Origin of the sequence: Micromonospora sp. KLBMP9576 (assembly GCF_050941805.1) — a bacterium.
Classification (GTDB): domain Bacteria; phylum Actinomycetota; class Actinomycetes; order Mycobacteriales; family Micromonosporaceae; genus Micromonospora.
Genome location: NZ_CP194567.1, coordinates 2105084 through 2130884, shown reverse-complemented (window position 1 = coordinate 2130884; position 25801 = coordinate 2105084). Strand labels below are relative to the sequence as shown.

At 73.8% G+C, this 25801-nt stretch carries 23 protein-coding genes; 10 read left to right on the top strand and 13 right to left on the bottom strand.

From position 1 onward, the window contains the following. Positions 1-18: 18 nt before the first annotated feature. From ACQ452_RS09530 to ACQ452_RS09520, 3 genes are all read right to left on the bottom strand, one after another. Positions 19-2508 carry a DNA gyrase/topoisomerase IV subunit A gene (locus ACQ452_RS09530; RefSeq protein WP_433392355.1) on the bottom strand — a complete coding sequence of 830 codons (2490 nt, stop codon included), beginning with the start codon at positions 2506-2508 and terminating at the stop codon, positions 19-21. Positions 2509-2546: 38 nt separating this feature from the next. Beyond that, the gene (locus ACQ452_RS09525) at positions 2547-4604 is read right to left on the bottom strand and encodes a DNA gyrase/topoisomerase IV subunit B (RefSeq protein WP_433392353.1); all 2058 of its coding nucleotides are present in this window, start codon (positions 4602-4604) and stop codon (positions 2547-2549) included. A gap of 205 nt (positions 4605-4809) precedes the next feature. Then, positions 4810-6870 (bottom strand): hypothetical protein, encoded by a 2061-nt coding sequence (locus ACQ452_RS09520; protein ID WP_433392351.1) that lies wholly within the window; start codon positions 6868-6870, stop codon positions 4810-4812. Positions 6871-7093: 223 nt separating this feature from the next. Here ACQ452_RS09520 and ACQ452_RS09515 point away from each other — a divergent pair, with 223 nt between their 5' ends. Next, the gene (locus ACQ452_RS09515; protein ID WP_433392349.1) at positions 7094-8353 is read left to right on the top strand and encodes a hypothetical protein; all 1260 of its coding nucleotides are present in this window, start codon (positions 7094-7096) and stop codon (positions 8351-8353) included. 72 nt (positions 8354-8425) lie between these two features. Here ACQ452_RS09515 and ACQ452_RS09510 read toward each other — a convergent pair whose 3' ends face one another. Both ACQ452_RS09510 and ACQ452_RS09505 read right to left on the bottom strand, forming a co-directional pair. Then, positions 8426-9067, bottom strand: coding sequence for a class I SAM-dependent methyltransferase (locus tag ACQ452_RS09510; protein WP_433392347.1), 642 nt, complete (start codon positions 9065-9067; stop codon positions 8426-8428). A gap of 2 nt (positions 9068-9069) precedes the next feature. Then, positions 9070-9558, bottom strand: a complete 489-nt coding sequence (locus tag ACQ452_RS09505; protein WP_433392345.1) for an RrF2 family transcriptional regulator — start codon at positions 9556-9558, stop codon at positions 9070-9072. A gap of 161 nt (positions 9559-9719) precedes the next feature. On the opposite strand from ACQ452_RS09505, the gene ACQ452_RS09500 reads away from it, so the two are divergent. From ACQ452_RS09500 to ACQ452_RS09490, 3 genes are all read left to right on the top strand, one after another. Then, positions 9720-10940 (top strand): globin domain-containing protein, encoded by a 1221-nt coding sequence (locus tag ACQ452_RS09500; protein ID WP_433392343.1) that lies wholly within the window; start codon positions 9720-9722, stop codon positions 10938-10940. 218 nt (positions 10941-11158) lie between these two features. After that, complete coding sequence (locus ACQ452_RS09495) at positions 11159-12373, top strand: glycosyltransferase (RefSeq protein ID WP_433392342.1); 1215 nt, start codon at positions 11159-11161, stop codon at positions 12371-12373. Positions 12374-12459: 86 nt separating this feature from the next. Next, positions 12460-13323 carry an alpha/beta hydrolase family protein gene (locus ACQ452_RS09490; RefSeq protein WP_433392341.1) on the top strand — a complete coding sequence of 288 codons (864 nt, stop codon included), beginning with the start codon at positions 12460-12462 and terminating at the stop codon, positions 13321-13323. A 7-nt stretch (positions 13324-13330) separates the two neighbouring features. Here ACQ452_RS09490 and ACQ452_RS09485 read toward each other — a convergent pair whose 3' ends face one another. Further along, positions 13331-13501 (bottom strand): hypothetical protein, encoded by a 171-nt coding sequence (locus tag ACQ452_RS09485; RefSeq protein WP_433392340.1) that lies wholly within the window; start codon positions 13499-13501, stop codon positions 13331-13333. A 189-nt stretch (positions 13502-13690) separates the two neighbouring features. On the opposite strand from ACQ452_RS09485, the gene ACQ452_RS09480 reads away from it, so the two are divergent. Beyond that, positions 13691-14323, top strand: coding sequence for a hypothetical protein (locus ACQ452_RS09480; RefSeq protein ID WP_433392338.1), 633 nt, complete (start codon positions 13691-13693; stop codon positions 14321-14323). Positions 14324-14515: 192 nt separating this feature from the next. Here the strand turns inward: ACQ452_RS09480 and ACQ452_RS09475 are convergent, their stop codons facing one another. The 3 genes from ACQ452_RS09475 to ACQ452_RS09465 form a co-directional block, all read right to left on the bottom strand. Then, positions 14516-15040 (bottom strand): DinB family protein, encoded by a 525-nt coding sequence (locus ACQ452_RS09475; RefSeq protein ID WP_433392336.1) that lies wholly within the window; start codon positions 15038-15040, stop codon positions 14516-14518. A 69-nt stretch (positions 15041-15109) separates the two neighbouring features. Then, positions 15110-15301, bottom strand: a complete 192-nt coding sequence (locus ACQ452_RS09470; RefSeq protein ID WP_433392334.1) for a hypothetical protein — start codon at positions 15299-15301, stop codon at positions 15110-15112. 83 nt (positions 15302-15384) lie between these two features. Then, the gene (locus ACQ452_RS09465) at positions 15385-16296 is read right to left on the bottom strand and encodes a DUF72 domain-containing protein (protein WP_433392333.1); all 912 of its coding nucleotides are present in this window, start codon (positions 16294-16296) and stop codon (positions 15385-15387) included. 167 nt (positions 16297-16463) lie between these two features. On the opposite strand from ACQ452_RS09465, the gene ACQ452_RS09460 reads away from it, so the two are divergent. From ACQ452_RS09460 to ACQ452_RS09450, 3 genes are all read left to right on the top strand, one after another. After that, positions 16464-17513, top strand: coding sequence for an NAD(P)-dependent alcohol dehydrogenase (locus ACQ452_RS09460; protein WP_433392331.1), 1050 nt, complete (start codon positions 16464-16466; stop codon positions 17511-17513). A 24-nt stretch (positions 17514-17537) separates the two neighbouring features. Further along, the gene (locus ACQ452_RS09455; RefSeq protein ID WP_433392329.1) at positions 17538-18053 is read left to right on the top strand and encodes a 2'-5' RNA ligase family protein; all 516 of its coding nucleotides are present in this window, start codon (positions 17538-17540) and stop codon (positions 18051-18053) included. Positions 18054-18218: 165 nt separating this feature from the next. After that, entirely contained in the window at positions 18219-19085 is an 867-nt protein-coding gene (locus ACQ452_RS09450; protein WP_433392327.1) for a S1 family peptidase, read from the top strand. Positions 19086-19142: 57 nt separating this feature from the next. On the opposite strand, the gene ACQ452_RS09445 is transcribed toward ACQ452_RS09450, so the two are convergent. The 4 genes from ACQ452_RS09445 to ACQ452_RS09430 form a co-directional block, all read right to left on the bottom strand. Beyond that, positions 19143-20063: a carbohydrate ABC transporter permease gene (locus ACQ452_RS09445; RefSeq protein WP_433392325.1), complete on the bottom strand. Its 921-nt coding sequence runs from the start codon at positions 20061-20063 to the stop codon at positions 19143-19145. A 58-nt stretch (positions 20064-20121) separates the two neighbouring features. Beyond that, the gene (locus ACQ452_RS09440) at positions 20122-21072 is read right to left on the bottom strand and encodes a carbohydrate ABC transporter permease (RefSeq protein ID WP_433392323.1); all 951 of its coding nucleotides are present in this window, start codon (positions 21070-21072) and stop codon (positions 20122-20124) included. A 9-nt stretch (positions 21073-21081) separates the two neighbouring features. Continuing rightward, positions 21082-22431, bottom strand: a complete 1350-nt coding sequence (locus ACQ452_RS09435) for an extracellular solute-binding protein (protein WP_433392322.1) — start codon at positions 22429-22431, stop codon at positions 21082-21084. A 168-nt stretch (positions 22432-22599) separates the two neighbouring features. Continuing rightward, positions 22600-23676: an NYN domain-containing protein gene (locus tag ACQ452_RS09430; protein ID WP_433392320.1), complete on the bottom strand. Its 1077-nt coding sequence runs from the start codon at positions 23674-23676 to the stop codon at positions 22600-22602. 175 nt (positions 23677-23851) lie between these two features. On the opposite strand from ACQ452_RS09430, the gene ACQ452_RS09425 reads away from it, so the two are divergent. Then, positions 23852-25141: a sensor domain-containing protein gene (locus ACQ452_RS09425; protein ID WP_433392318.1), complete on the top strand. Its 1290-nt coding sequence runs from the start codon at positions 23852-23854 to the stop codon at positions 25139-25141. Continuing rightward, positions 25129-25797, top strand: a complete 669-nt coding sequence (locus ACQ452_RS09420; RefSeq protein ID WP_433392316.1) for a response regulator — start codon at positions 25129-25131, stop codon at positions 25795-25797. The genes ACQ452_RS09425 and ACQ452_RS09420 overlap by 13 nt, the downstream gene beginning before the upstream one ends. The last annotated feature ends 4 nt before the right edge of the window (positions 25798-25801 follow it).

Below are 25801 nucleotides of genomic sequence, written 5' to 3'. Positions count from 1 at the left end.
CCCGTCGCCCCCGGGCGGTCAGTCCCGTTCGATCTGGTGACCGACGACGGTGGGGCCCAGCATCACGGCGAAGCCGGAGCCGTCCCGGCGCGGGTCCGCCGCCGGCAGCTCCACCGGCTCGCCGGTCACGGTGGCGCCCACCGGGCGCGGCCCCACCCAGGCGACCGCCACGTCGGTCTCACCCTTGAGGAAGCGATGGGCGCGCACCCCGCCGGTCGCCCGCCCCTTCGCCGGGTACGCCTGCAACGGCGTCACCTTCACCGTGGCGCCCGTGGAGGTGACCACCATCGGCTCGCCGTGGCCCGGGTCGTCGGTGCGGATCGCGCCGAAGAACACCACCCGGGCACCGGCCGGCACGTTGATGCCCGACATGCCACCGCCCTTGACGCCCTGCGGCCGGACCAGCGCGGCGGAGAACCGCAGCAACGACGCCTCAGAGGTGACGAAGGTGAGCGCCTCCGCGCCGTCGGTGAGCCAGCTCGCCCCGACCACCTCGTCGCCCTCGCGCAGCCCGATCACCTCGAACTCGTCGGAACGCACGGGCCAGTCCGGCGCGCAGACCTTGACCACACCCTGCCGGGTGCCCAGCGCCAGCCCGGGGGAACCCTCGGCCGTCGGCCCCAGCGGCGCCAGCCCGACGACCGTCTCGCCCGGCTCCAACGGCACCAACTCGGCGGCGGCCATCCCGCCGCGCAGCGACACCGTGCCCGCCTGCTGCGGCAGGACCGGCAGCGGCAGCACGTCGACCTTGAACGCCCGGCCGGCGCTGGTCACCAGCAGCACCCGGCCCCGGGCGGTGGTGTGCGCGACGGCGCGTACGGCGTCGTGCTTGACCCGGCCGTGCCGCCGGCGTCCCTCGGACGCCTCCTCCGACTCGGCCGCCGTGCGGGCGACCAGCCCTGTCGCGGAGAGGATCACCTGGCAGGGGTCGTCGGCGACCTCCAGCGGGCCGGCCGGCACGGACGCGGCCAGCACCTCCTTGAGATCGCCGTCGACGAGCGTGGTGCGCCGCTGCGCACCGAACTGCTTCACCACCGCCGCCAACTCGTCGGAGACGACCTTCTTCAGTACCTTCGGGTCGTCCAGGATCGTGGAGAGTTGGGCGATCTCCCCGCGCAGCTTCTCCTGCTCGGCCTCCAGCTCGATCCGGTCGAACTTGGTCAGCCGGCGCAGCGGAGTGTCCAGGATGTAGGTGGCCTGGATGTCCGAGAGGCCGAACTGGTGCATCAGGCCGTCCTTGGCGGCCTGCGCGTCGTCGCTGCCCCGGATCAGCTTGACCACCTTGTCGATGTCGAGCAGGGCGATCAGCAGGCCGTCGACCAGGTGCAGCCGCTCCTGGCGCTTGCGGCGGCGATACGAGCTGCGCCGGGTCACCACCTCGTAGCGGTGGGCCAGGAAGACCTCCAGCAGCGCCTTCAGCCCGAGGGTCTGCGGCTGGCCGTCGACCAGCACCAGGTTGTTGACGCCGAACGACTGCTCCAGCGGGGTGAGCCGGTAGAGGTCCGCGAGCAGCGCCTGCGGGTTGACCCCGACCTTGCACTCGATCACCAGGCGGGTGCCGCTCTCCCGGTCGGTGAGGTCCTTGACGTCGGCGATGCCGGTGAGCCGCTTGGTCTTGTTGACCTCGTTGGTGATGGCCGCGATGACCTTCTCCGCGCCGACGCCGTAGGGCAACTCCACGACGGTGATGGCCTGCCGGCCCCGGCTGCCCTCCAGCGGGCCGATCTCGATCTTGCCCCGCATCCGCACCACGCCGCGCCCGGTCTCGTAGGCCCGGCGCACCTCGTCGAGCCCGAGCAGCAGGCCACCGGTCGGCAGGTCCGGGCCGGGGACGAACTCCATGAGCCGGTCCAGCGTCGCGTCCGGGTGGTTGATCAGCCAGCGGGCGGCGGAGACGACCTCGCCGAGGTTGTGCGGGATCATGTTGGTCGCCATGCCGACCGCGATCCCCGACGCGCCGTTGACCAGCAGGTTCGGGAACGCGGCGGGCAGCACGGTGGGCTGGGTCAGCGAGCCGTCGTAGTTGGGCTCGACGCCGACCGTGTCCTCGCCCAGCTCGCCCACGAGCAGCATCGCCTCGCGCGACATCCGGGCCTCGGTGTAGCGCGACGCCGCCGGCCCGTCGTCCGGGCTGCCGAAGTTGCCGTGCCCGTCGATGAGTGGCGCGTTCAGCGAGAAGTCCTGAGCCAGACGCACCATCGCGTCGTAGATCGCGGTATCGCCGTGCGGATGGTACTTGCCCATTACATCCCCGACGATGCGGGCGGACTTAACGTGCCCCCGGTCGGGGCGGTGGCCCTGCTCGTACATCGACCAGAGGATGCGCCGGTGCACCGGCTTGAGGCCGTCGCGGGCGTCGGGCAGGGCCCGGGAGTGGATCACCGAGAAGGCGTACTCCAGGTAGGAGTCGGAGACCTCGGTGACCAGCGGATTGTCGAAGACCCGCGCGCCGGCCTGGTCGAAGGCGGACAGGTCCGCCTTGGCGCGGTCGTCCTTGCGGCGTGCCATCGTTCAGCTCACTTCCCGGCGGGTGGTGGCGGGTCTGGTCATGCGTCGATCGCCTCGCGGTCGACCCGGTCGGCGGAGTCGATCAGCCAGTTGCGGCGCGGCTCGACCTTCTCCCCCATCAGCAGTTCGAGGATCCGCTCGGCGGCGTCGACGTCGTCGAGGGTGATCCGGCGGACGGCCCGGGTGGCCGGGTTCATCGTGGTCTCCCAGAGCTCGTCGGCGTCCATCTCGCCGAGGCCCTTGAACCGCGGGATCGGGGTGACGATCTGCTTGCCGGCCTTCTCCAGCTTGCGGACCGTCGCCGTCATCTCCGCCTGCGTGTAGGTGTAGATGGTCTGCGGGTTGCGACCCCGAGTGGTGATCTTGTGCAGGGGCGGCATCGCCGCGTAGAGCCGGCCGGCCTCGATCAGCGGTCGCATGTAGCGGGCGAAGAGCGTGATCAGCAGGGTACGGATGTGCGCGCCGTCCACGTCCGCGTCCGCCATGATCAGCACCCGGCCGTAGCGCAGCGCCGACAGGTCGAACGTGCGCCCCGAGCCCGCGCCGAGCACCTGCACGATCGCGGCGCACTCGGCATTGTCCAGCACCTGCTGGAGGTTGGCCTTCTGCACGTTGAGGATCTTGCCCCGGATCGGAAGAAGCGCCTGGTACTCGGCAGATCGGGCAAGTCTACCTGTCCCGAGGGCGCTGTCGCCCTCCACGATGAACAGCTCGCTGCGCTCGATGCCGGTCGCCCGGCAGTCGACCAGCTTGGGCGGCATCGACGCGCCCTCCAGGGCGGTCTTGCGCCGGGCCGCGTCCTTCTGCTGCTTCTGGGTCAGCCGCACCCGGGCCGCGTCGACGATCTTCTGCAGGACCGTACGCGCCTCGGCCTTGGTGCGGCGGTCCTCCAGCCAGGCCTTCAGGTGCTGCTCGACCAGCGTCTGGATCACCTTGGTGATGCCGGCGGTGGAGAGCTCGTCCTTGGTCTGCGAGGTGAACTGCGGCTCCGGAATCCGGACGTGCACGACAGCCGTCATGCCCTCCAGCACGTCGTCCAGGGTCGGCGGATCCTCCTTGGCCTTCAACAGGCCACGGGTGCCGCGGACGGCCTCCGCGAGCGTACGCGCGAGGCCCCGCTCGAAGCCCTTGCGGTGGGTGCCGCCGTGCGCGTTGCGGATGGTGTTGGTGAAGCACTCGACGGTGCGCTCGTAGCCGGTGCCCCAGCGGAAGGCCACCTCGACCTCGGCCCGACGCTGCACGTTGGACTGCATGACCCCGTTGGCGTCGGCGGCGTTCTCCCGGTAGGTGCCCTCGCCGGTGACCACGAGCATGCCGGAGACCGGCCGGTCGCCCGCCGGGGCGAGGAACTCCACCATGTCGGTCAGGCCGTCCGGGTAGTGGAAGCTCTCCTCGCGCGGCTCCTCCCCGGTGTCGTCGCGCAGCGTGTAGCTCACGCCCGGCACCAGGAACGCCGTGTTGCGCAGCTTCATCCGCACGACGTCGGCGTCCAGCCTGGCGCCGGTCTCGAAGTAGCGCGCGTCGTGCCACCAGCGGATCGAGGTCCCGGTGCGCTGCCCGCGCTTCATCGCGCCGACGATCTGCAGGCCGGGGCCCGGGGTGAACGCCGCGTCGGGGCCGGCACCGTCGAAGACCCCCGGCACGCCGTGGCGGAACGACATGGCGTGCACCTTGCCGCCCCGCCGCACCGTGACGTCGAACCGGCGCGACAGCGCGTTGACCGCCGAGGCGCCCACGCCGTGCAGACCGCCGGACGTCTTGTAGCCGGAGCCGCCGAACTTGCCGCCCGCGTGCAGCCGGGTGAGCACCAGCTCGACGCCGGAGATGCCGGACTTGGCGTGCACGTCGGTGGGGATGCCCCGCCCGTCGTCGTCGACCTGGACCGAGCCGTCGGCGTGCAGCCGGACCTCGACCCTCGTGGCGTGGCCGCCGACGCCCTCGTCCGTGGCGTTGTCGAGGATCTCGTTGACGAGGTGACCCACGCCACGGCTGTCGGTGGAGCCGATGTACATGCCGGGCCGCTTACGGACGGCGTCCAGCCCCTCGAGGTGCGTAAGGTCGTCAGCCTCGTACAGGGTCTCAGGATCTGCGGTCAACTGGTCGTACTCCCAGGTCTCGGCGGTGTGGTGCCGCGTCCGACATCGTCGGCCGCCGGAGCGCCGCAGCGAGCCTAACCGGGAGATGCGACACGACGACGGCGCCCCGCGAGGCCCGCACCACATCACGGTGCGGGCCTCCGGCGGCGGGCGCGCGCGGTCTGTCCGGATCCGGCGCCCCTCGGCGCCGTGACCGGTGCGCGGGTCAGCCGGTCACGGGCGGGTTCACCTGGACAACAACCGAGCCGTACCCGACGTTCCCGGCGCTGTCCACGGCCGCCACGTACAGGACGTTCGTGCCGGAGGCGGGGGTGGTCAGCGTCACGGAGACGGTCCGGCCGGGGTAGCCGAGGCTGGTGCCGGCCGCCGCCTCCTCGGTAGGCGGGCTGCTCCAGCCGTAGCGGAAGGTCACCACGTCCGGGTCCGGCGAGCGCAGCTTGAAGGTGTGCAGCTGCTGGGGTGGGAGGGGGTTGGTGACCGGGTCGACGGTCACCGTGGGGGGCTGGTCGTCGACGGTGAACTCGCACCACGGCGACCAGGGGCTGACCAGGCCGTAGACCTCGTCGGTGCCGCGGGTCCGCCACGCGTACGACCTGCCGGTGCCGACGCCGGTCACGGGCGCCGTGGTGGAACGGTCGCCGGCGGTCACCGTCGAGCCGGCCGGCGGGGTCAGCCGTGGCGTGCTGCCGTCGTAGCCGCCCGAGGCGGGGACCTCCAGCAGCTCGTACGTGGTCTGCAGGCTCTGCCCGGCGTCCGCGTCGGGGAAGACGGCCGACAGGGTCGGCGCGGTCGGCAGGGCGACGCGCGAGCCCGCGACGCAGGCCTGCCCGCCGGCCTGCAGGCCGGTCGGCTGGCCGGGCTGCGAGTCGTAGTCGACGATCAGCCGGGCCTCGTCCGGGTAGAACTTCTTGTACCGGTTCTGGTCGCCCTCGCCGGTTCCCGCGGAGTCGCCGCAGGCGCAGAAGCCGAAGGTGATGGCGGCGGCTCCGGTGGCGGCCTGGTTCCGGATGGCCGCCGTGACGTTGCCGCCGGTGAAGTTCATGACGGCGTCGGGCTGCGGACTGGTGGCGCTGGCGCACGCGCTGGCGCTGGCACTGGCCCTCAGCGTGGTCAGGGCCGGCGCCCAGGCCGTGCGGGGCGTGGTGGCGATCGGCCCCGACTGGTACATGTAGGTCGGCGTGGGCAGGCAGCTCCACGAGTGGTCCAGCTTCATGCGCACCGACGCCGACTGGATGTGCCTGCCCGCGAGGGCGGCGGTGGGGAACTCGAAGTACGAGCGGTACGTGCGGCTGCTGTCGGGCAGGTAACCGACGATGGCGCGGGTGGTGTCGCTGTTGGTGGCGTTGTCGCTGGTCGCGTACGCCCAGCGGCTCCTGGTGGCCGACCACGCCGGGTCGACGTAGACCGGGAAGGTGGCCGTGGCCGGGTCGAGCAGGCCGGGTGCCGGTCGCAGCACCAGGTCACCCGCCGCGTCGATCGCGGTGGCGACGGGGGCGGTGCGGGCCGCGGCACCCGGTCCGGCCGGGGAGGATCGCGTGGGGGCGCCCGTGGTCGTCGTCGAGTCCCACATCTCGGCCGGCGCGCCGCGCGCCACCTCGGCCGTCCCGGCGAACGCCCGCAGTGCGCCACCGGCGTCGCGCCGGACCCGGACGTCGCCGCCGAGGTCGAAGCGGATCTCCCGCAGGGCGGGGTTGGCGGCGGCCCGGGGTGTCTTCACCGTGAGGACGTGGGTGAAGCCGGTGTGCGTGGCCCGCAGCACCAGGTCGACACCGGGCAGCACCTCGGGGTAGGTGGCGGCGTCCCCGCTGGGCACGGGCGCGGGCAGCGCGCCCGGCCAGGAGAGGGTCAGGGACTTCCCGCCGCTGGTCAGCGTGGCGACCGGCCCCCGACCGCCGGCCGAGAAGCGCACGTCGGCCGGGGAGGTCGCCGGGCGGAACGCGCCGTCGCCGTCGCGGCGCAGGGTGAGGTCGACGTCGGCCCAGGCCCCGTCGGCCTGGCGGACCCGCTGCGGGACGGCGGCGGTCTCGGCGACGAAGCCGCCGGAGGGCTTGGCGAAGACCTGGGTCAGTTCGGTGCGGGCGGTGACGACCTCCACCCGCCTGCCGGTCCGCGCGGCCGCCGTGGCGGCCCGCTCGGCCTCGGTGACCGCCGTACCGCCGGTCGCGGCCGACGCGGGCGGGACCAGCACGGCGGCGCCGAGCGCCGCCGCGATCGCGCCGACGACGAGGCCCCGTACGGACCGGTGCTGGATTCGGACAGCGTGCATGGAGCGGCCGACGGCCACCGCGACCCCCGTGGAAGTAGAAGACCGGACGCCGGAACTGTAGAGACAGACTTCGACCGGTGTCCATAGCCCACGGGCCGGGGCGGCCGCGCCGAAACGTTCGCCCGCCGCGAGATTTCGGGCCGGGTCATTGACGCCCGTCGCCCCCCGGTGATGTGATCCCGCCTCCAGAGGATCTTTCGCGTGTCGATGATGGGGGCCCTCGATGTCCAGGTTCCGTCGTGCCGCTCTCGCGGCGGCGCTCGCCGTCGCCACCGCCACCCTGTCGACCGCCGTCGGGTCGGGCACCCCGGCCTCGGCGGCCCCGCCCACCGCCGCCGTGGCGCTCGGCGACAGCTTCATCAGCGGCGAGGGGGCCGGGGCGTACGCCGCGGTGGCCGACGCCGGCGGGGTCGCCCGGGGCTTCCCGGGTTGGACCGCCCCGAACGACAACGCGTTCTTCTGCCACCGCTCGGCGAACGCGTCACTGCACCGGGCAAACCTGCCGGGCATCCAGGACCGGTTCAACCTCGCCTGCTCCGGCGGCCAGCCGCAGGATCTCGCCACCGCCTCCTCGGCCCGGGCCGGCGGCCGTCAGGTGGCCGCCCAGCTCGACCAGCTCCGGGCGGTCGGCCGGACCCACGACATCGACCTGGTGCTGCTCGGGCTCGGCTCGAACAACAGCTCGTTCACCTTCGGCAGCGTCGCGGAGAAGTGCGCCAACCGGTTCATCGCCGACGCGTGGACCGGCTGGTGGGAGTTCTGGGCCTACCTGGGCGGGCCGGTGGAGCAGAAGCCCTGCACCGACGCCGACCTGGCCACCGCCGCCCAGTGGAGCGCCGCGACCGCGGAGACCACCTCGGCCGTCCGCCAGTTGCTCACCACGCTGCGCGAGATCGACGCGGACGGCCGGCACCGCATCGTCCTGCAGGACTACACCAACCCGCTACCGCTCGACCTCGCCCCCGGGTTCCACGAGGAGGACAGCCGGGACGACACCCGGGACAAGTTCCGCGCGTTGGGCGCCGAGCGGTACGCGGCGGGCTGCCCGATCCACCGGGCCAGCCTGCTGCCGGGGCACCGCTTCTCGCAGGGGCTGGGCACGCTGGTGCGGTCCACCCGGGACACCCTCGCCGCCGAGTTCCCGGGCGCGGAGCTGGTCTACCTCAACGTGCAGCGGGCCTTCGACGGCGCGCGGCTCTGCGAGTCGGCGGCCAGCCCCGCCGGGAGCCTCGCCACCCCGATCCGGCTCCAGGACAGCCCGCCGAACGGGGCCTTCGTGACCAGCCTCGCCGGCAAGGACAAGATCGCCATCCAGCGGATCGCGAACACCTGCGTGAGCTACTTCCAGACCTGCCAGGAGTCCTGGCATCCGAACGCCAGCGGGCACCAGGTGCTCGGGCAGTGCCTAACCGGTGCGGCCACCACCGGCGCACGCTCGGTGGCCTGCGTCCGCGCCCCGGACGGCTCGGTAGCGGTCTCCTGACCGCGTCGGGGGACCCCGTGCCGCCCGGCGCGGGGTTCCGCCGCGTCGGGGGCCGGGCGTCGACGGGCTGGATCAGTCGCGGGTGGCCGCGCCGAGCACGTGCGGGGCGGCGGGGGCCGGCAGCCGGCTGTCGGGGAAGCGGAACGCGTCCAGCAAGGTGACGGTGAAGCCCGCGGCCCGGATCGCGGCCACCGTGTCGCGGCCGGTGTGGCAGCCGCCGCAGAGCAACGGCCAGACGGTCGCGTCGACCAGCCGCTGCGCGCGGCGCAGTCCCGGCGTCCGCGCGCGTACGTGCTCGAAGAAGCGCAACTGCCCGCCGGGGCGCAGCACCCGACGGGCCTCGCGCAGCGCGGCGGCCTGGTCGGTCACCGAGCAGAGGACCAGGGACAGCACCACCGCGTCGGCGTCGCCGTCGGGCGCCGGCAGCGCCTCGGCGAGGCCGTCGACCACCTCCACGGGTACGGGCGCCGCGCTCGCCGCCGCCCGGGCCGCCGCCCGGAGCCGGGGTTCCGGCTCGACCGCGAGCACCCGCCGCACGGTGCCCGGGTAGTGCGCGAAGGTGCGGCCGTTGCCGGCGCCGACCTCGACGACCCGGCCCGCGAGGCCGGCGACGAGCCGCCGCCGGTGAGCGGCCACGCCGGCGGCGTCCATCGCCACGCTCGCCCGCTCGAACAGCCGGGCGAACACGGGACGGGAGACCGCGCCACGGGACATCGTCAGACCTCGGAGCCGACCGGGCGGCGCAGGTCGGGCGCCGGTGCTCCGGGGGTCGGCCGGGGGGCGGGCGGGCCGAGGGCGAGCAGCATCGGGCCGGTCGGCCCGTCGACGAGCCCGCCGAGGGTCACGCCGTCCAGCACGGCGAGGAAGGCGTCGCGGGCCCGGCGCAGCTCGCCGCGCAGCCGGCAGGCCGTGCGCAGCGTGCAGACCGGCTCGTCGCACGACACCACCTCGTCGTCGCCCTCGAAGGCCCGCAGCACGTGCCCGACCGTGACGGTCGCGCCGCCCGGCGCGAAGGCGACCCCGCCGGACCGGCCCCGGATCGTGACCAGCACCCCGAGGCGCTGCAACCGCTGCACGACCTTCGCGACGTGGTTGCGCGGCAGGTCGAGCTGGCCGGAAAGCTCGTCCACTGTCATCCGGCGCGGGTGCGCGGCGGCGAGCATGGCGATGCGCAGCGCCATGTCGGTGGACCGGTTGAGCTTCACGTCCCGACCCTAGCCACCGCGGTCGAGCCCGCACCACGGCCGAGCGGGCCCGCGATGTGATCCGGACGACCCTCGACCCGGGACCTTCGACCCTAAAAAGGTATTTCAAATACCTGTTCTGCTGTCGGTGCCCGTGCGGTTCAGCACAGAAGGAGACAGTCGTGCTCTCGGAGTCCTCAGCAGCAGTGGTGACGGCGACCCTGCCCGCCGTGCAGGCGCACGGCGAGGCCATCACCGGCCGGTTCTACCAGCGGATGTTCGACGCGCACCCCGAACTGCTCGACATCTTCAACCGCAGCAACCAGGCCACCGGCACCCAGAAGGCCGCCCTCGCCTCCGCCGTGGTCGCGTACGCGGCGCACCTGACCGGCGGCGGCGGCGCCCCGTGGGGGCCGATCCTGGACCGCATCGCGCACAAGCACGCCTCGCTGGGCATCACCCCCACCCAGTACACGATCGTCGGCCGGCACCTGCTCGCCGCCGTGGGCGAGGTGCTCGGCGACGCCGTCACCGACGAGGTCGCGACGGCCTGGGACGAGGTCTACTGGCTGCTGGCCTGCGAGCTGATCGCCCGGGAGGCCCGCCTCTACACCGTGGCCGGGCTGGCCGAGGGAGCACCCGTCTGGCGGGACTGGCGGGTCACCGGACGGGTCGTCGAGGCACTGGACGTCGTGTCGTTCACCCTGGTCCCGGCCGACGGGGGCCCGGTGCCCACCTTCGTACCCGGCCGCTACACCTCGGTCGCCGTCGAGCTGGACGGCGGGCGCGGCCAGCAGATCCGCCAGTACAGCCTCTCCGGCCGCCCGGGAGCCGACCACTGGCGGATCACCGTCAAGCGGGTACGCGGCGTCGGTGACGCCCCCGACGGCATGGTCTCCACCTTCCTGCACGAGCACGTCGGTGTCGGCGACATCCTCCGGCTCAGCCCGCCCTTCGGCGAGGTCAGCTCGGTGGCCGGGCAGGGCCCGCTGCTGCTGGTCAGTGCGGGCATCGGCCTCACCCCGGCGATGGCCGCGCTGGAGCACCTGGCCGCCACCGAGCCCCAGCGCCCGGTGGTGCTGGTGCACGCCGACCGGGCCGGCGCGGCGCACGCGTTCCGCGGTGAGCTGCCGCGCCTGCACGCCGCGCTGCCCAACCTGCGCACGGCGATCTGGTACGAGGACCCCACCGACGGCGAGGTGGCCGGGGTGAACGCCGAGCTGACCGCCGGCCGCATCGACCCGGCGCTGATCCCGCTCTCCCCCGACGCCCACGTGCACCTCTGCGGGCCGCTGCCGTTCATGAACGCGGTCCGGGGCGGCCTGCTGCGCCGGGGAGTGCCGGCGGAGCGCATCGCCTACGAGGTCTTCGGGCCGGGCATGCTCCACGACGACCGTGCCTGATCGTAGGCCATCGGCCGACCACGCAGAGTCAACAGGCTCGCCCGCCCGCCGTTCGGCGCCTCCACAGCCGGCCTGCCGCCCGTGCGGAGAAGCGGGGCGGGCGGTGGTTAGGAGGGGAGGTCAGGGGTAGGGACTTCAGCGGCGGGGTTCGGCGGCGGCGAGGGACGCGCGGGGCCCGACCGGTTCCCGCCGAACGGGCCGGCCGATGGAGGAAACACATGCGCATCGCGATGATCTCGGAGCACGCCAGTCCGCTCGCCGTCGGAGGCGTGGGGGAATCCGGCAGTCAGCACACGCACGTGGCGGAACTCGCCGCCGCGCTTGTCGAGCAGGGGCACGACGTGCGCGTCTACACCCGCCGCGACTCCAGCGCCCAACCGGAATCCGTGACCACCGCCGACGGCTACCGGGTGTGCCACGTGCCGGCCGGTCCGGCGCTGCGGGTGCCGACCGACGAGATGCTGCCGCACCTGGGCGAGATCGGACGCTGGCTGGCCGGTCAGTGGCGCGACGGCGGCTGGACGCCGCACGTGGCGCACGCCCACTTCTGGACGAGCGGGCTGGCCACCGTGCACGCCGGCCGCCGCGCCGGGGTGCCGGTGGTGCTGACGTACCACGGTCTCGGGGTCAGGCAGCTGCCGCCGGGCGCCCGGGAGTCCGGCCCACCGGGGCGGATCGGCTACGAGCGCGCCCTGGGCCGGGCCGCCGACCGGGTCGTCGTGCAGACCCAGGACGAGCTGGGCGAGCTGGTGCGCCTCGGCGTGCCCCGGGCCCGGATGGCGCTGGTCCCCGGCGGGGTCAACCAGGAGCTGTTCCGCCCCGACGGGCCCGTCGCCCCGCGCGACGTGGACCGCCCCCGGATCATCACGGTCGGCCGGCTGGTGGAGCACAAGGGCATCCAGGACGTCGTGCGGGCCCTGCCGGCCGCGCCGGAGGCCGAGTGCGTGGTCGTCGGCGGCCCGCCGGCGCAGCAGCTCCCCGCCGACGGCTTCGCCCGGCGGCTCCGCGCGCTCGCCGAGTCCTGCGGGGTCGCCGACCGGGTGAAACTGCTGGGTGGGCTGCCCCGCGAGGAGCTGGGGCGCTGGTACCGCTCGGCGGACCTGCTGGTGGCCGCCCCCTGGCACGAGCCGTTCGGGCTCACCCCGCTGGAGGGCATGGCGTGCGGGTTGCCGGTCGTCGGCACGAACGTCGGCGGGATCGCCGACAGCGTGGTCGACGGGCTGACCGGCGACCTCGTGCCGGCCCGCGATCCCCGGGCGCTGGGCACCGCGATCCGTCGGCTGCTCGCCGACAAGGTCCGTCGCTTCACGTACGCGACGGCGGCGCTGGACCGCATCCGCAACCAGTACTCGTGGAAGCGCTGCGCCGAGCAGCTCAGCTTCGTCTACTCGGCGGTCAGCACGGCCGGCCGGCCCGCCGCCGCGGTGGTGTGACGCGGGCGGCCGGCGCTGCCGCCGGGGCGGGGCGCCCGCCACCCCCACGGTTACCCGGCGGTAGCCTCGGGTCGTAGCCTGTTGCGGTGAACGCGACGGTGGAATACCGGCAGGAGTACGTCGAGGTCGACGGGGCCCGGCTCGGGCTTCAGGTGTATCCCGAGCCGGACGGCGTCGCCGACGCCCCGGTGGTGCTGATCGTGCCCGCGATGGGCGTCCGGGCGCGCTACTACCGGCCGTTCGCCGGTGCCCTGCGCGCCGCCGGCCTGGCCGTGGCCGTGGCCGACCTGCGCGGCACCGGCGAGAGCACCCCGAGGCCCAGCCGGTCCTGCCGGTACGGCTACCCGGAACTCGCCGCCGACGTGGGCGCCACGCTGGCGGCGCTCAAGGCCCGGCGCGACGGGCGCCGGACCCTGCTGCTCGGGCACTCCCTCGGCGGGCAGGCCGCCCTGCTGCACCTCGCCCTGCACGACGGGCACGACGTCGACGGGCTGGCGCTGGTCGCCGTCGGCGTGCCGTGGTGGCGCGTCTTCCCGGGCCCGCGCGGCTACGGCGTCCTGCCGTACAGCCAGGCGATCGCGGGCATGACCCGGCTGCTGGGCGTCTGGCCCGGCTGGGGCTTCGGCGGCCGGCAGGCGCGCGGGGTCATCCGCGACTGGGCGTACACCGCGCGTACCGGGCGCTTCCCGCACCTGCACACGGTGGACGCCGAGGCGGCCGTGCGGACGCTGCGCACCCCCGTCCTCGCGGTAAGCGTCGACGACGACCAGTACACGCCGCACGAGACGGTCGACCACCTGTGCGCGAAGCTGGGCGTGGCGCCCGTCGAGCGCGAGCGCTACACGCCGGCGCAGGCCGGCGCCCGGATGGACCACTTCACCTGGGTACGCGCGAGCACGCCGCTGGCGGCCCGGGTGGCCCGCTTCGCCGCGGACCTGCCGGCCCGCTGAGCGCCCCTCACTCGTCGGTGTCGAGGGGCACCATCTCGCCGTCGCGCTCCACCAGGATCTCGCCGTGCTCGGCCGGCGGCGGCACCTCGGCGATGGTCTTGGCGGGATCGTTGTCGGGGTGCATGAGCACCTGATCGGTCGTGGCGGTCTTCTCCCGGCTCTCCTCGGGCTGCGACATCCACTTCCCCTCTCGCTCGGCTCGTCCGGAGGGGTCTACCCACGTCCGCCCCGCCGACTCCCCCGCCCGCTGCGGCGGGCCCGCCGTCGCGGTATCCGCACCCCTGCGGCGTATCAGCAGGTGAGGGGCGGGATTAGCCCGTCGGGCGACGGGTATGCCGCACCGCCCGACACGGTGGAAGGGGATCAGATGTCCGAACGGCACACCGCACTGCGCTCGATGCACGACCTGGGCCTGGCGGCCTGGTTCGGAGGCTCCCTGATGGGAGCGTTCGGCGTCAACGGCGCGGCGGCAGAGATGAACGACTCGACCCAGCGGTTGCCGATGGCCTCGGCCGGCTGGGCCCGGTGGACCCCGGTCAACGCGGCGGCGATCGGCGCGCACCTGGTGGGGGCCGTCGGGGAACTCGTGACGGAGAGCCCCCGGGTGGCCGCCCAGTCCGGGGTGGCCCGGGCCAGCACCCTCAAGACGGCCCTGACGGTGAGCGCGCTGGCCGTCACCGCGTACAGCCGGTTGCTCGGCATGAAGCTGGAGAAGGCCGGTGGCCCGCCGGTCGAGGGGGTCACCGAACCGAACTCGCACACGCCGTCGGACGTAGCGGCGTGTCAGCGCAAGATGCGGATGCTCCAGTGGGCGGTTCCCGCGCTGACCGGGGCGCTGATCGTGGTGACCGCGTACATGGGCGAGCAGCAGAAGCCCGGCGAGGTGTTGCGGGGGATGCTTGGACGCGTCGGTGGGATGCGCCACGCGCCGGTGGGGATGGGCGCGCTCATGGCGATGAACGGCAAGAACAAGAAGATGTCCAGGTCCGGTCACTGCTGACCGGACCGCCGCGCGACGGCGTCCCGCCGACTCCTCGGCGGCGGGGCGCCGTCGCGCTGTCCCGCCCCGCGCGCTGACGTCCCGCGCCGGGCCGCCCGCGAGCGTGGGCGCCCGGGGCCGGGACGGGGCTGCGAGGCATGAGCGCGCCGGGGCCGGGGGCTGCCAGGCGTGGGCGCCCCGGGGCGGCGGGCGTCAGTCGCGGCGCGCGGCGCGCAGCAGCCGGAGTTGGCCGATCTCGGCCACGTTCTTCATCAACTCGGCGTTGACCCAGCCGAGCAGGTGCGCCACCGTGTGCCCGTCGTCCTGCCACGGGAAGGTCACGGTGGCGTCGAGGTCGGCGTCGGTGAGGCGGTCGAGTTGCCCGACCCACTCGGCGCGTAGGCCGCGCAGCCAGGCGACCGTGGGCTCGCCCGCACCCGGCCACCCGACGTCGGCGCGCTGCCTCGGGGGTCGTCCCCCGAGGTGGTCGATGGCGACTGTCCACCACCAGCCGAGGTGCCACGAAAGCCAACCGAGCGTCGGGACCGGCACCGGGTCGGGCTCGGTGTCGGCCCAGTCGGGCGTCCAACCGCCGTCGGGGCCAGGACGCAGCGTCCAGCAGAGCGCGGCCGGCTCCCAGAGGAAGTCCGCCGCCTCGACGCGCTCGAGATGGTATTCGAACAGCGACCAGGTCAGGTCGAACTGCCAGCGCAGGAGCGCGCGGGAGGTCATCGGCATCCGGCCATCATGCCGGCGTGCGGTGGGCCGGTCGACGGGATAACGGGCCGCGCTCACCGGGGGCGGCGCTCAGCCGCCGGCGCTGTCCTCGCCGGCGATCTCCGTGGGGTCGGCCGCCACCTGGCGGCCGGTGTCGTCCACCAGGCCCGGCGCCATGCTGCCGCCGTGCGCCTCCTGCGCCTGCCGGGTCTCGCGCGCCGCCGCGTCCCGCGGCACCCCCGGCGTCGCCTCCGCGCGCTCCGGCCGTTGCTCGTCGGTCACTGCCGTCCCCCTTCGTCGCCCACGTCACGGCGGTACCCCGCCGGTCGGCGGGAAAACCTCCCCGTCGGCCGGGCGGGCACCGCTCAGGACGGCGAGCCGGCCCCCGCCCGGTCCCGCACCGACGGCCGCACGCCCAGCAGCTCCGCGAGCCGGGCGGCGTCACGCTGGGCCTGGTCGCCGCAGCAGTTGTTGAACAGCGCGTGCAGCTCCCCCGCCTGTCCGGCCAGCTCGACGAGCAGCTCCGCCCAGCGGCGCAACTCCTCGTCGCCGTACGCGTAGCGGAACTTCTCCTGCTTGTCGCCGGTCGCCCACGCGGCACTGTGCCCGTGGAACCGGACGAGCGCCAACTCCGCCGTGGCGTACAGGATGGGCGGCACCGACGAGGGGTGCCCCTGCGGCATGTCGACGCAGACGAACGACAGCTCGCGCTCCCGCAGGAACGCGAGCGTGTCGAGGGCCGCCGGGCCGTCGAACCACGAGCCGTGGCGCAGCTCGACGGCGACCCGCCACGGCCGGCACCGCTCGGCCAGCTCGGCGATGCGCCGCTCGGCGGCGGCCCCCCTGGCCAGCCACGGCGGGAACTGGAGCAGCACCGCGCCGAGCCGGTCGGCCGCCGCGATCGGCGCGAGCGCGGCGCGGAAGCGGTCCCACAGCTCGTCGTACGCAGCCGCCGTCAGGTCCCGGCGGCGGATCCGGCCCGCCGCGCCGGCCGGGCGCAGGTCGCGGGGCAGCGCCGCCACCGGGGTGGGGTGGCCGGTGAAGAGGCTGAACGCCTTGACGTCGAAGGTGAAGCCCTCGCCGGTGGCGTCGACCCAGCCCTGCGTCGTCTCGGGCGCGGGCACCGCGTAGAAGGACGTGTCCACCTCGACCAGCGGGAACCGGCCGGCGTAGAAACCGAGCCGCCCGGCCGGGGTGTTCGCGGCGCGCGGATACCAGCCCGACCGCAGCAGGAGCTGATCCGCCCAGGACGCCGTGCCGACCCTGATCACACCCATGGGATCCAGTGCACCGCGCACCTGACGAATCGGCAACCGGGGGCGGAAAACGCCGTCCCCGCCCATGGCGCTCGCCCCCGTCCCCGGCGTCCGGGCGAGTCGTTTGGGCTGCCGCTGAACGGGCAGCCGGCGGGCGGAGCGGAAACCGGAGAACAGGAGACGTCACCATGCGCGCACTACGGTTGCCCAACTGGAAGTCGGAGCCCGAGGTGGTCGAGGTCGACGAGCCGAGCCCGGGCCCCGGTCAGGTGGTGGTGAAGATCGGCGGTGCCGGCGCCTGCCACTCCGACCTGCACCTGATGCACGACTTCGAGGCGGGCACGGTGCCGTGGAACCCGCCGTTCACCCTTGGCCACGAGAACGCCGGCTGGGTGCACGCCCTCGGCGACGGCGTGACCGGGCTGACGGTGGGCCAGCCGGTGGCCGTGTACGGGCCCTGGGGCTGCGGCACCTGCGCGCGCTGCCGGGTCGGCGTCGACCCGTACTGCGAGAACGTCGCCGAGGCGCCGGTGCCCGGCGGGGGCGGCGGGCTCGGCCTGGACGGCGGCATGGCCGAGTACATGCTGGTGCCGCAGGCCCGGCAGGTCGTGCCGCTGCCCGACGGGCTCGACCCGGTGCTGGCGGCGCCGCTGACCGACGCGGGGCTCACCCCGTACCACGCGATCCGCCGGTCCTGGGCGAAGCTCGGCCCCACGAGCACCGCCGTGGTGATCGGCGTGGGTGGGCTCGGACACGTCGGCGTGCAGATCCTCAAGGCCACCACCGCGGCCCGGGTGATCGCCGTCGACACCCGCGAGGACGCGCTGAAGCTCGGCGCGGAGTGCGGCGCGGACCTCACCATGCTCTCCGGCGAGAACACCGCCCAGGAGATCCGCCGGGCCACCCCCGGCGGCCGGGGCGCCGACGTGGTCCTGGACTTCGTCGGCGCCGATCCCACCCTCGCGCTCGGGGCAGCCGCCGCCCGCACCGTCGGCGACCTGACCATCGTCGGCATCGGCGGCGGCACCCTGCCGGTGAGCTACTTCTCGGTGCCGTACGAGGTGAGCATCCAGACCACGTACTGGGGCAGTCGGCCGGAACTCGCCGAGGTGCTCGAACTGGGTGCCCGGGGCCTGGTCAGGCCGAAGACCAGCACCTTCCGGCTGGAGGAGGCGGTCGACGCGTACCGGCAGATGAGCGCCGGCACGCTGGAGGGCCGGGCCGTCATCGTGCCGTGACCACCACGGCCCTAGGATGATCATGTGGTCGCGGCCCTTGAGCTCTATCTGGACACCCACGCCACCCGCCGGATCCGGGTGCTCTGGGACGCGCTCGAGTCCGAGGGCGTGCAGAGCATGCGTTCGTTGCTGGAGCAGCGGCACCGACCACACGTCTCGCTCGCCGTCGCGACCCGCTTCGATCCGCTGCGGGTCGCGGCGGCGCTGGACGCCACGGTGGTGGCGCCGCCGCTGCGACTGAGTTTCCAGCATGCCGGGCAGTTCGTCGGCCGGGTGTTGTGGCTGGGCGCGACCCCCACCGCCGAGTTGCTCGCGCATCACGAGCGCGTGCACGGCCGGCTGGCCGAGGCCGGGATCGACCTGGCCGAGCACTACCGGCCGGGGCGCTGGGTGCCGCACTGCACCCTGTCGATGCGGGTGCCGAACGCCCTGATGGCCGCCGCGGTGCGCCGTTGCCTGGAGATGCTGCCGCTGGAGGCGACCGTGGTCGGCGCGGCCCTCACCGACCACGCCCGGGGCATCTCCCACCCGCTGCCCTAGCCGCCGTCCACGCTGGACGGGCGCCGCACGCCGTCACCGACGCGGGGCAGCGCAGCCGGTCCCGGACGCCCCGACCCCCGGCCGCCCGTGCGGCCCGCCGCTTGTCCGTGTCACGCCCCGGGTGGATCCTTAGGGAATCGACAGAGACGAATCCCTGGAGGTTCCATGCGCCGTCTCCCGCTCGCCCTGCTCCCGCTCGTCGCGCTGCTGCTCGGCCTGCCGGCGCCCGCCCACGCCGCCCCGGCCGCTCCCGCCCCCCACACACCGGCCGCCACCGACGCCGGCACCGCCCTCGCGGCCGTCCGCACCGCCGGCACCGCCTGGGGCCTGGACCCCGCCACCGGCCGGATGACCCTGACCGTCGACGACACCGTGCCCGCCCGGGACGTGGCGGCGCTGCGGGCGACCGCCGCCCGGGCCGGTGCGGTACTCCGGCACGAGCCGGGTGTGCTTCGCCTGCTCATCGCCGGCGGGCAGGCGATCTACGGGGGCGGCGGGCGGTGCTCGCTCGGCGCCAACGTGCGCAGCGGCAGCACCTACTACTTCGTCACCGCCGGCCACTGCACCAGGGCCGGCGCGACCTGGTACGCCAACAGCGCGCAGAGCAGCGTCCTCGGCAGCCGGGCGGGCAGCAGCTTCCCCGGCAACGACTACGGGCTGGTCCGCTACACGGGCCTCGTCGCCCACCCCAGCGCCGTCTACACGTACCCCGGCCTGGTCACCATCAACGGCGCCGGCAACGCCTACGTCGGCCAGGCGGTCTGTCGCAGCGGCTCCACGACCGGGGTGCGCTGCGGCACGGTGACCGGGCTCAACGCGACAGTCAACTACGCCGAGGGCAGCGTCGCCGGCCTGATCCGGACCAACATCTGCGCCGAGCCCGGCGACAGCGGCGGGCCGCTCTACGCGGCCGGCACCGGCGTCGTCCTCGGCATCCTCTCCGGCGGCAGCGGCAACTGCACCAGCGGTGGCACCACCTACTACCAGCCGATCCTCGAGATCCTGGCCGCGTACGGCGTGACGATCCCCTGACCCGGCATCCGCCGACCGGTCCGGCCCTCGCGCGCAGGGCCGGACCGGTCGCGACGCTCAGCCCTTGCGGCCGGTCGTGGCGATGCCCTCGACGAAGTGGCGCTGGGCGAGGAAGAACAGCACCAGCATCGGCACGGTCGCGATGACGCTGCCGGCCAGCACGATCTCCCACTGCTGCTCGCCGCCGTAGCCGAAACGGTCCAGCACCACCTTGAGCCCTCGGGGGAGGGTGTACAGCCCCTCGTCGCGCAGATAGATCAACGGCTTCATCAGGTCCGTCCAGCTCGCCTTGAACTCGAAGACGAAGGCCACCAGCAGGGCGGGGCGGATCAGCGGGAAGGCCATCTTCCAGAAAAGCTGGGGGTAGCTCGCCCCGTCGACCCGGGCCGCCTCGAAGTACTCGCGGGGCAGCGAGAGCAGAAACTGCCGCAGCAGGAAGATGTAGAACGCCGAGCCGAACAGGTTGCCGGCCCACAGCGGCACCTGCGTGCCGGTCAGCCGCAGCTCCGACCAGATCAGGTACGTCGGGATCATCGTCACCGCGAACGGCAGCATCATGGTCGCGAGCACCAGACCGAACAGCAGATCGCGCCCCGGGAACCGGAAGTACGCGAAGCCGAACGCCACCCACGCGCTGGACAGCGTCACCGCGAGCGCCGCCGCCGTGCCGACCACCAGGCTGTTGAGCAGCCAGGTGACCATCGGCACCGCCCGCCACGCCTCGGCGTAGTTCTCCGGCGCGAACGGGGTGGGCAGGAAACCGCCGGAGAAGATGTACTCGCGGGGTCGCAGCGAGGCGCCGATGAGCCAGACGAACGGCAGCGTGAACACCACGGCGGCCCCGACGAGCGCGACCACGAACAGCACCCGCTGCCAGCGGGGGCGCCCGCTCTCCCCGGCCGCCTCGCGGCGGCCGGCGTCCCCCGTCGTGCCCGCGGGTACGGGCGCGGTGACGGCCCGCTCGACCGTGGCCGTCACGACCGGCCCCCCTCGGTGCGTCGCCACCCCGCCACGCCGCGCCGGCCGCGGTGTCCCGTCACGACTGGTCCCCCTCGTAGTACACGAACCGGTTACCGAGCTTCACCTGCACCAGCGTGATGATCAGGATGATCGCGAAGAGCAGCCAGGCCATCGCGGAGGCGAAGCCCATGTGCAGGAACTGGAACGCCTCCTGGAACAGGTGGATCACGTAGAACGACGCCGCGTCGCTGTTGAACGAGCCCTGCGTCTGCCGGTTGCCGAAGTACATGGTGTAGACCTCGGTGAACATCTGCAGGGACGCGATGGTGTTGACGATCAGCGTGAAGAACAGCGCCCCGGAGATCATCGGCAGCGTCACGTGCCGGAACCGGGCCCAGCCGCCGGCGCCGTCGATGCTCGCCGCCTCGTAGAGGTCGCGCGGCACGTTCTGCAACGCGGCCAGATAGATGATCACCGTCGAGCCGAGGCTCCACAGGCTCATCAGGACGATGCCGGGCAGCACCCAGTCCGGGTCGGTGGTCCAGCTCGGCCCCTCGATCCCGACCAGGGCGAGGCCGCGGTTGATCAGGCCGTCCTGGGTGTTGAGCAGGAGCAGGAACAGGATGCCCACGGCCACCGCCGGGGTCATCACCGGCAGGTAGAAGACGGTACGGAAGAAGCCCTGCAACCGCCCGACCCGCTTGAGCAGCAGCGCCAACCCCAGCGAGATGGCCATCACCAGCGGCACGTGCAGGACGGTGTAGTACACGGTGTTGCCCAGGCTGCGCGCCACCATCGGATCGGACATCAACTCCCGGTAGTTGTCCAGGCCGCTGTAGCGGGGTGCGCTGATCGCGTCGTACTCGGTGAGGCTGAGCCAGGCGCTGGCGATCATCGGGCCGGCGTTGAAGACCAGGAACCCGACGATCCACGGCGCCAGGAAGAGGTACGCCCAGCGCGCCTCCCGCCGGGCCAGCGGCGTACGACGCCGCCGGCCGGCGGGAGCGGGGACGGTGGTGGTGGCCATCCCCGGGGGCTACTTCGACGCCTTGTCGAGCGCGGCGGTCGCCTCCTGCTGGGCTCGTGCCAGCGCCTGCGCGGGCTGCGTCTGACCCGAGAGGACCCGGTTGACCGCGTCCGTCCAGGCCTTGTCGAACTCGGCGCCGGCGGGCGAGGCCGGCATCGCGAATCCGGCGTCCTGCACCGAACGGATGGTGGCCACCGCGTCGTCGAAGCGCTTGTTGCCGGTCGGCTGGTACAGCTCGTCGAAGATCCGCTGGTCGGCGGCGACGTTTGCCGTGTAGACCCCGGTGAACGGCTGGCCGGCGGCCCGGCGCGCGTCGGCGCGGGCCTTCGCGGCGGCGACCCACGTGTCGGTGGCGGTGACCTTCTTGACGAAGGCGCACGCGGCGTCCGGGTTCTTCGCGCCCTTGGGGATCACCCAGGTCTGGCCGGAGGCGAGCGTCACCGGCCTGCCCTGCCGGTCGACGAAGGGCTTGACGACCAGTTCGGCCTTCGGGCTGTTCTTGGCGGCCTGGTTGAGGAACCACTCCTCCATCGGCCAGGCGACGATCTGGTTCTTCGCGAGCGGGTTCTGCGCCCCGAAGAAGTCGAAGGTGTCCCGGAAGGACTTGAACCTGCCCCAGCCCGCCTGGTCCTGGATCAGCTTCACCCCGGTGGTGAGCGCCTCGACCACCAGCGGGTCGTCGAGGTTGGCCTTCGTGCCGTCGGCGGAGAGCATGTCGGCGCCGTTGGCCTTCGCCCACAGGGGCAGGAACTCGGGGATCTTCGGGTCGATGCCGATGCGGGAGAGCCGGCCCCCGGAGACGGCGGCCAGCCTGGCGTTGAGCGCGGTCAGACCGGCCCAGTCCGAGAGGTCGACGTCGTCGGGGCGCAGGCCCGCCTGCCGTAGCAGCGCCTCGTTGAGGTAGAACACCCGGACGCTGGAGAACTCGGGGATGCCGTAGACGGTGCCACCCAGGGTGACCTGTTCCCTCGCGGCCGGCCGGTACTGGGCCATGTCGATGTCGAGCTTGTCGACGCAGTCGGTCAGCGGCTGGACGGAGCCGCGCCTGGCGTACGTGCCGACCAGCTTGCGGTCCATGTACACCAGGTCGGGCGGGTTGCCGGAGGCGACCGCCGAGAGGAACTGCTGCTCGTCGAAGGCCCCCTCGGTGATCTTCACGTCGACGTTCGGGTTGTCGCGCTTGAAGGCGTCGACGCGCGTGGTCGCGATCTCGTCGGAGAGGCCGAAGCCCATCGTGGACAGGGTGCCCGTGGTCGCCGTGCCGCCGCCCTCGTCGCTGTCGCCGCCGACGCCCCCACAGCCGCTGAGCGCCAGGGCGCACACTGCGACGAGCGCCGCCGCACGCACCATCCTTGTCATGAGTTCCCTCCCGGAGCCGGCGGGCGACGATGCCCGCGAGCAGCACTTCTCCGGTCCGGGAGTTTCTAAACACCGCGCGGCGAATCGATACCCATCCGGGTCCTCGGCCGGCGACGTCCGCCCGGGTCGCCGGCCGCGGCCCCGGGGGACGCCGCGGGCCGGCAGCGCTCAGGCGGCCTGCGGGGTCAGCAGGTAGTCGTCGGCCTCGGGGCTCCAGCTCAGGTCGACGACGCCGCTGGTGGCGGCCGCCTTGCAGAACTGCAGGAAGCTGCGGTAGCCCAGCTTCTTCTCGCTGAAGTCGGGCCGCGCCCGGCGTAGCTGGTTCTTCAGGCCGGAGAGGGCCACCGCCCCGTCGTCGCCCGCCAGGTCCGCCACCACCGAGCCGAGCAGCGCGAACGCGACCTCACGGTCGCCGTGCTCGGGCAGGGAGACCTCGGGGTCGCCCTTGGCGGGCCCCTCGGCCAACTCGACGACGGTGTGCTGGGCGAGGTGCCGCAGCAGCTCGCCGAAGGTGCGGAACCCGTAGTCGGACTCGCTGAACGTGGGGTCCTTGCGCAGCAGGGTGCGCTTCAGCGTCGACGCGGTCACCTCGCCGCTGGAGCTGCCCTGGAGGCCGGCGACGGTCTGGGCCACGAGAACGGCGAGGGTGTCGACGTCCCGGGCGGCCTCCTCCGTCGCCGGCTGCGGCTCGGGTTCCTGCTCCAGGCGCGGCGCCTCCGGGCTGGGCAACCGGGCCGGGCGACCCCGGCGCGCCCGGGCCGGCGGGATGTCGACGCCCTCCAGCCGGTCGTAGTAGAGGAACTCGTCGCAGGCGGGCGGCAGCAGCGCCGAGGTCGACTTCTCCACGCCGACGCCGATGACGCGCTTGTTCAGCTCGCGCAGCTTGTGCACAAGCGGGGTGAAGTCGCTGTCGCCGGTGCAGATCACGAACGTCGAGATGTAGCCCCGCTCGAAGGCCAACTCGACCGCGTCGACGGCCATCTTGATGTCGGCGGCGTTCTTGCGCGAGGCCCCCATCCGCTGGGGAATCTCGATCAGCTCGACGTGCGAGCGGGTGAGCATCCGCCGATCCTCGTCGAAGTACGACCAGTCCGCGTACGCCCGGCGCACCACCACCCGGCCGCGCTCGGCGAGGGCGTCGGCGATGGGACGCAGGTCGAAGGCCGCGCCACCGAGGTGGTCGCGTGCTCCCAGCGCGAGGTTCTCGTAGTCGAGGAACAGGGCGATGCGGTCTTCGTGATCCACGCAGGTCAGCCTACCCCCGGCGAGGCGCCGGGCCGCCCGGGCCCGCCCGGCGCGGTGGCCCCCGGGCCGCCCGGCCGGCCGTCCGCCAGGTTGCCCCGGGTAGTGCTGGCCCTACCCCGGGAACTACGTCCACACGGCTGGGTCGGGGCGGCACCAACCGATTAGCGTCAGACGCATGACGACAGAGCGTCCGCCGTGCCTGGCCGAGGCGCTGCGCCGGCCGGGCTACCTGCTCTCCCCGTGGCCGTGGCGCGCGCTGGCCTACCTGCTCACCACCGTCCCGGTCGCCGGGGTGCTCGCCGTCGGGCTGCTCGTCGTCGGGGCGCCCCTGCTGGCGGCCGCCAACGCCGTACGGCAGGGGCGACCGGTCGAGCTTCCCCTCGTGCTCTTCCTGGCCGTCGGCGCGCTGACGGTGCTGGCTGCCGCCCCCGTCGTGAGCGTCGCGGTAACCGTCGTCGAGCGGCAGCGGCTCGGCCTGGTGGACGGGCGGCCGCTGCCCGCGTACCGGTGGCGGGGCCTGGCCGAGCGTTACACCGACCCCGCCGCGTGGCGGGAGGTCGCCCACGCCTTCTGGCTGGGCGGCGTCGTGCCGCTCGGCTACGCCGTGTTCGCCCTCCTCGTGCTGCTCGACCTCACGCTGCTGGCCAGCCCCTGGCTGGCCGGCGACGCCGACGAGGTCATCGTGGTCCGGACCGTCATCGACACGCCCGGCGAGGCCATCCCGTACGCCGTCCTCGGGATCCTGCTGGTGCCGGTGCTCTGGTACGGGCTCGGCGCGCTCGCCGCGGCCCAGGCCGCCGTGGCGCGGTGGCTGCTCGGTTGGCCCGCCGACAGGGCGGCACTACGCGAGGTGAGCCGCTCCCGGGCCCGACTGGTCGACGCGTACGAGGCCGAACGACGCCGCATCGAACGCGACATGCACGACGGCGCGCAGCCCCGGCTGACCAGCCTCACCCTCCAGTTGGGCCTGGCCAGGCTGGACGTGCCGGCGGACTCCCCCGCCGCCGGGCCGCTCGCCGTCGCGCACGAGCAGGCCAAGGGCCTGATGGGCCTGCTCCGGCAGATCGTGCAGGGCATCCGCCCGCAGAGCCTCGTCGACCTGGGCCTGGCCGGGGCGGTACGTGAGCTGGCGGGCGAGGCGACGGTCCCGGTCACCGTCCACGCCGACCTCGGGCACCCGCTGCCCGAGGTCGTCGAGAGCACCGCCTACTTCGTGGTGTCCGAGTCGCTGGGCAACGTGCTGCGGCACTCCGGGGCGAGCCGGGCCGAGGTCCGGCTCGCCCACACCGACGACGAACTCGTGGTGGAGGTCCGCGACGACGGCCACGGCGGCGCGGACCCGGCGCGGGGCACCGGCCTGACCGGCCTCGCCGACCGGGTCGCCGCGACCGGCGGGCGGCTGCTGCTCGCCAGCCCGCCCGGCGGCCCCACCCTCGTCCGCGTGGAACTGCCGTGCCAGCGGTGACGCGGGTCGTGCTCGCCGAGGACGAGGTCCTCCTGCGCGAGGGCCTCGCCGGCCTGCTGGCCCGCTTCGGTTTCGAGGTGGTCGCCGCCGTCGGCTCGGCTGTGGCGCTGCGCGAGGCGGCCCGGGCACACGAGCCCGACCTGGTGGTGACCGACATCCGGATGCCGCCCGGCCCGCACGACGACGGCCTGCGCGCCGCCGTCGCCCTGCGCGCCGAGCGCCCCGGGCTCGCGGTGATGGTGCTGAGCCAGCACGTGCAGGCCGAGTACGCCGCCGCCCTGCTCGACAGCGGCGACGGCCGGGGCGTCGGCTACCTGCTCAAGGACCGCGTGGCCGAGGTCGCCGAGTTCGCCGGGCACCTGCGCACCGTGGCCGCCGGCGGCACGGTCATCGACCCCGACGTCGTACGGCGGCTGCTGCACCGTCCGCGCGATCCGCTCGCGGCCCTGTCCGCCCGGGAGCGGGAGGTGCTGACGTTGCTCGCCGAGGGCCGCTCGAACGCCTCGATCGCCGCCAGGTTGCACGTCACCGAGGCGGCGGTCGGCAAGCACATCGGCAACGTCCTGGCCAAGCTCGGCCTGCTGCCCAGCGACGACACCAACCGCCGGGTGCTGGCAGCCCTCACCTACCTGCGCGCCGATCCGCCGCAGCGGTGATCAC